Source organism: Wolbachia pipientis (assembly GCF_023661085.1).
Lineage (GTDB): Bacteria > Pseudomonadota > Alphaproteobacteria > Rickettsiales > Anaplasmataceae > Wolbachia.
Genome location: NZ_JAHDJT010000102.1, coordinates 1 through 5,206 on the forward strand (window position 1 = coordinate 1; position 5,206 = coordinate 5,206).

Annotated in this window: 4 protein-coding genes and 2 pseudogenes; 3 read left to right on the forward strand and 3 right to left on the reverse strand. The window is 35.4% G+C overall.

Annotated elements, in window-relative coordinates; genetic code table 11:
* A pseudogene (locus DM84_RS04815) lies at positions 1-254 on the forward strand (hypothetical protein); the annotation flags it as partial.
* 220 nt (positions 255-474) lie between these two features.
* On the opposite strand, the gene DM84_RS04820 reads toward DM84_RS04815, so the two are convergent.
* On the reverse strand, positions 475-1,686 hold the full coding sequence (locus DM84_RS04820) for an MFS transporter (RefSeq protein ID WP_250778759.1): 1,212 nt from the start codon (positions 1,684-1,686) through the stop codon (positions 475-477).
* A gap of 227 nt (positions 1,687-1,913) precedes the next feature.
* Here DM84_RS04820 and rsmH point away from each other — a divergent pair, with 227 nt between their 5' ends.
* On the forward strand, positions 1,914-2,861 hold the full coding sequence (rsmH, locus tag DM84_RS04825; protein WP_250778761.1) for a 16S rRNA (cytosine(1402)-N(4))-methyltransferase RsmH: 948 nt from the start codon (positions 1,914-1,916) through the stop codon (positions 2,859-2,861).
* On the forward strand, positions 2,858-3,163 hold the full coding sequence (ftsL, locus tag DM84_RS04830; RefSeq protein WP_250778763.1) for a cell division protein FtsL: 306 nt from the start codon (positions 2,858-2,860) through the stop codon (positions 3,161-3,163). The genes rsmH and ftsL overlap by 4 nt, the downstream gene beginning before the upstream one ends.
* Before the next feature lie 14 nt (positions 3,164-3,177).
* Here ftsL and DM84_RS04835 read toward each other — a convergent pair whose 3' ends face one another.
* On the reverse strand, positions 3,178-4,542 hold the full coding sequence (locus tag DM84_RS04835; RefSeq protein ID WP_250778766.1) for an ankyrin repeat domain-containing protein: 1,365 nt from the start codon (positions 4,540-4,542) through the stop codon (positions 3,178-3,180).
* A 343-nt stretch (positions 4,543-4,885) separates the two neighbouring features.
* A pseudogene (locus DM84_RS04840) lies at positions 4,886-5,206 on the reverse strand (Rpn family recombination-promoting nuclease/putative transposase); the annotation flags it as partial.

Sequence of the window (5,206 nt, forward strand, 5' to 3'; positions counted from 1 at the left end):
TATTCTCTAAAAAAGCTCATGAACCTGAAAACAACGCATTAAATTTTGGTACAATAATGGTATACATGGATGATAAAAATTGTGAGTCTTCCTTAAGACACTATGAAACACTAAAAGAGCAACCACGTATAGAAAGAATCGTTGGTAGAGCTAAAAGTTTTGTTGAAGAGAAAAGAGGGAAACAGGTTGAGCCATTTAGCGTTTTGGAAGAAGTTAGTGCACTAAAGTGTGCTAGTTATGGTTACCACCTTTAGGTGAAAGTTCTAGCAATTGTAGTACACATACACCGTTGCATATAGCAATGGTGTATGTGTATGACGAGTCAACCAAAATTCTAATACCAAATCACAACTTTTTGTATAACCTAAACTAAGCAGAAAAAAGGCAAAGATTGTTAGGGTGTTATCCAAGTAGCTAACATTGGTTTCTTTATGGCGGTGTCATGAAAGTAGCCCCTTTCCTGGTAAAAAGCATCTAATCCTTAATCTGCAATATGGCAACTAGTCCAATTAACGCACAGAAAATCATGTAAAAGCTTGCTGAAGTTTCTTGTCCTGTAATCTTAATGATTGTTGTGCATATAAATGGTGCAAGGCCGCCAAAAAATCCAGCAGCTATATTTCTTGATAAACTAAATCCACTATACCGCACCTTTGTTGGAAATAATTCGCACATAAGTGCACTAACAGGACCAAGTGATGCAGCTATTGGGATTATAAAAAGAACGTGTGCCGCTATGGTTAGCAAGTTATCACCACTTAGTATCATAAAAAAAACTGGATAACTTACTACTATGAAAGTCATAAATGCAAATTTCATGACTTTTTCTCTTCCTATCTTGTCAGAAAGTATTGCAAACAATATAGTCAATCCTCCGAGCGCAATTTGACTCAGTATTTCCACCATGTGGTTAAAATGAGTATTTACTTTTGATGTAAGCACATTGAAAAATACTAAATATATATAAAGAGATGAATTTTCGACTATGTCGACCCCTACCGATATCAGAAAAGGTTTTTTATAGTTGTTTAACAACTCTTTTAATGGTAATTTAGGTGGATTTTTCTGCTTTTTGTACTCTGGGCTCTCATCAAGTATATATCTTGTATATATACTGATTAACTCCATCATTAAACTGAAAACAAAAGGTAATCTCCATCCCCAAGATTCAAAATCGGATACTTTTTTGCATATGAGCACTGCTATAAGACTTAATATTGAACCAAGAATTGCACTGAGTACCTCGATGCTGCCAAAGAATCCTTTCTTGTCCTTAGGAGCATGCTCTATTAAAAATGGGGCATTTCCTGCTTCTCCTCCAAGAGATATACCTTGCAATAACCTTAAACATATCACCAGTATTGATGCGAGTATTCCAATGTTTTGATACCCCGGAACAAAGGCAATGAGTACAGTTGACAGAGTCATTAATACAATGGAGAGCAGTAGAGCAATCCTTCTTCCATATTTATCACCAATATGGCCAAATATGGCAGCACCGATTGGTCTCATCAGGAAACCCACTGCAAACACTCCAAAAGCCTTCAGTATGCTAACCAATTGATCATCTGATGGAAAAAACACACCGCCGATTATACTGATTAGGTGACCAAAAAGCATATGGTCATACCACAATAAGGTGTTACAAATTAAACTTGAAAATATTACTTTTGTTATTTGTTGCATAAAATCTTCTGCAGTTTACTTGACATAATAGTGATATTACTTGTTTTTTCAAATATGATAAGAAAATGTGAGCATTATGTGAATATTATATTAATAATGATATCTCATTAAATCTTAATATTTTTATATCATTGACTATATCGAGTATTTTTATATCATATATTTCACCATGTTTTAGTGAGGAAACTATTTTTATCTGTATACACAAAGCCTTTTGATAGAACACTATGACACATATTCCAGTTTTGTTAAAAGAGATGCTATTGCAACTTTCACCACAAAATGGTGGTGTGTATGTGGATGCTACGTTTGGAGCTGGAGGATATAGCAAAGCAATATTGGAATCAGCTGACTGCAAAGTGTGTGCAATTGATAGAGATGAAACGGTTGTTAAATTTTATGATGATTTGAGCGTTAGATATCCTAATAGAGTAAAGTTATTTATTGAGAAGTTTAGTAATATTAAAAGCATACTGAACAGAATCCAAATAGCTGACACTGGAATTCGAAAAAAAAAATGCGATGGAATGACACCAGACAGAATTACTGAAGGCGTGGACGGAGTTATATTTGATGTTGGAGTATCGTCTATGCAGCTTGATGAAGGAAATAGAGGATTCTCATTTTTACATGATGGTCCGCTCGATATGCGTATGGATGGCTCTTCCCAAATCAACGCTTCAACGTTTGTTAACGCTCTGCGCGAAGAAGAAATTGCCAATACTATATACAACTACGGAGGAGAACATTATTCCCGCAAAATCGCGAGGGCGATAGTAAACACGCGGAAGAAAAGACCTATCAAAACCACATTTGAACTCGCGGATATTGTACGTTCCGTGATATTTCGTGGAAAAAGCAAAATTGATCCTGCAACTAGGACATTTCAGGCAATTAGAATATGGGTAAACGATGAGCTTGGAGAACTTGAAAAGGGCATTAAAGCTGCATCTGAAATTTTAAATAAGAATGGCAAACTAATTGTCATCACCTTTCATTCTTTGGAAGATCGTATAGTCAAAACTTTTTTTAAAAATCTATGTGAGCAAAGATCTAACGATTGTAAGGCCTTCTCTCTTCTGAATAAAAAAGTGATCAAAGCGAGTGCAGAAGAAATAAATGCGAATCCACGTGCGCGCTCAGCAAAACTAAGAGCTATACAGAGGTTATCATGAGAACTTTCTGTATTATCTCAATAGTTATGTTTTTTTTTAGTATTACAGGACTATTTAAAGTAAAACTACATGTTCAGTCATTAAATGAAGAACTAAAAAAAATAAAACGAGAAATTAGTTTAGCGCAAAGTGACATAAAAGTTTTACAAGCAGAGTGGAGTTATTTGAGTAATCCAAAGAGACTTGCAAAACTCATGGATAGGCACCTGAAAAACAACTCTTTTATATTAGCCAGCCAGGTTAAAAACCTTGACTCCCTAAGTGGCCGCAGCGCGCTAGCACAACTTAAAAATCAGGATTGATGGCAAAGCTACACTTAAATATAAAGTAAGTTTTCCAGCATGGCCTTAGTTTTTTTATAAATTCTATTTCTTTCTCTATATTTGATTATAGGCTTAAAAATAAATGGTAATCCTAGAATTGTTAAGCTTAAAGCCAGGGTTGAAAATATGCAAGAAGCTTTGTATTTACTGTGTAACTCTTTCAGGTAAAGTATTAAAAATCTACAAAATTTCTTGTAGTTTTCGTTGATGTCTGCTCTGCCATTAGCTTTGTTGATAAACATGTCTATTGCAGTGTAACCGTCTTTGCACTTAATGCTAAGGTTTCCTCCTTTCTCTATTAACAGCTGGGCTATATCAAAATAATCCCTTTGGACAGCAAGATGCAGAGGTGTATAACCCTGTTGCTCACAGATATTCATATTGGCTTTAGCTTCCAGTAACATTTTCACAATCTTTGTATGACCTTTTTTAACTGCTAGCAGCAGAGGAGTTCTATTACATTTAGTGACAGCATTCACATTTACTTTAAGCTCCAATAAGAGCCTAACTGCTTTAGTGTTACCATTATAGCTGGCTTTATGTAACCGGGCATTACCATTGAAATCTTGGTCATTTGCGTCTATCCCCTTTGAAACAAGAAATGTTACCATTTTCCTATTGTTATGCTCAACAGCGCAATCCAATGCATCAAAACCATGGTTGTTTTTTGTGCAGATAAATTCTTTAAAGTTAGCTTTTGCTTGCTGTTTTTTTACAATAAGCTTCACTATTTGCATTTTATTGTTATATGCTGCTAGGAAGAGCGTAGTATTATTCTCCGCGTCTTTTGCTTCTATGTTCGCCTCTTTCTTTATCAGATATTCTATAATTTCTACTCTACTCTCATAATGTGCGGTGCATTGATAAATGGCCAGAAATAAAGGAGTGTGTAAATTATTATCTTTGCATTCAAGATTGGCTCCACTATCAACTAAAGTTTGGACGCTTTTTTTGGAACAGTATAGTGAAGCTATGTGAAGAGGAGTGTAGCCTTCTTTAGCATCTCTTTCATTAATTTTTGTGCCTTTCGCGATCAAAAAACCTATTAATTCAGTATCATCTTGTAGCGCAGCAAGGTGCAGCGGAGTAAATCCATTTTTATCTTTGGAATTAATTGTCAGCTGGTTGACAAGAAGTTTAGCGATCTTTTTGTGTCCATGCATAACAGCATAATGCAGTGGATTTCTATTTTCGCTGTCTACAACATTAAAATCCGCCGCATGCTCTAGCAATGATCTTACTCTAGCTGCATCGCCTTCTTTTGTAAATTTATGCAAAAGAGTGATTCCATTTGCATCTTTTGAGTTAATATCAAATCCACTTTCTACTAATTGGTTTATGTCTTCCTCATGCACCATACCGCTTAAACTTCTAGTAAAACCCTTTTCGCATCAATAATACTCCTACTTAATTAAGTTTGAGTGAATCTGTAAGAGACATACTGATTGCTTATGCGGAAGGTGGTGTTTTTTTGTATGCCAAGAAGTGCGTAAGGAACAGTTGGTGAAACAGGTACCTGGATTATGCTGTGCAAGGTGTAAAGCTAATGGAATTGTTGTAAAAACAAATGTTTGTTCATAAATTGCAACTAGCTATAAACATTAAGAAATTTACTAAGTAAGAAAAAAAAGCCCCGGTCAGTGGCTAATTATTTATATGTACTACAAAATATCAGTATCTGCTCGGCTAAGCGATTTGAAATTAACTCGTAACTTCTCCTTTAAGTTGTGCAATTTCAGCTTTAAGAAGACCAGTAGTTTGAGCTATGATATCAATAGAAACTCCTGCTTTAAGTAGGTTTTTAGCAACTTCAATTTTTCTTTCTTTTCTACCTTTTTCATGGCCGATTTGGATGCCTTCCTGTCTGTCTCTTTCTTCGCCGATTTAGATGCCTTCTTGTCTGCCTTCGTCTCTAGCATCATCAAGTTTTTGAGCGAGGACAGCTTTCTCATCACGAATACACTTTATCTCTTGTTCATATGCTATGAACTCCTTTTCTGACCAGTTGAATCTATTTAGCTC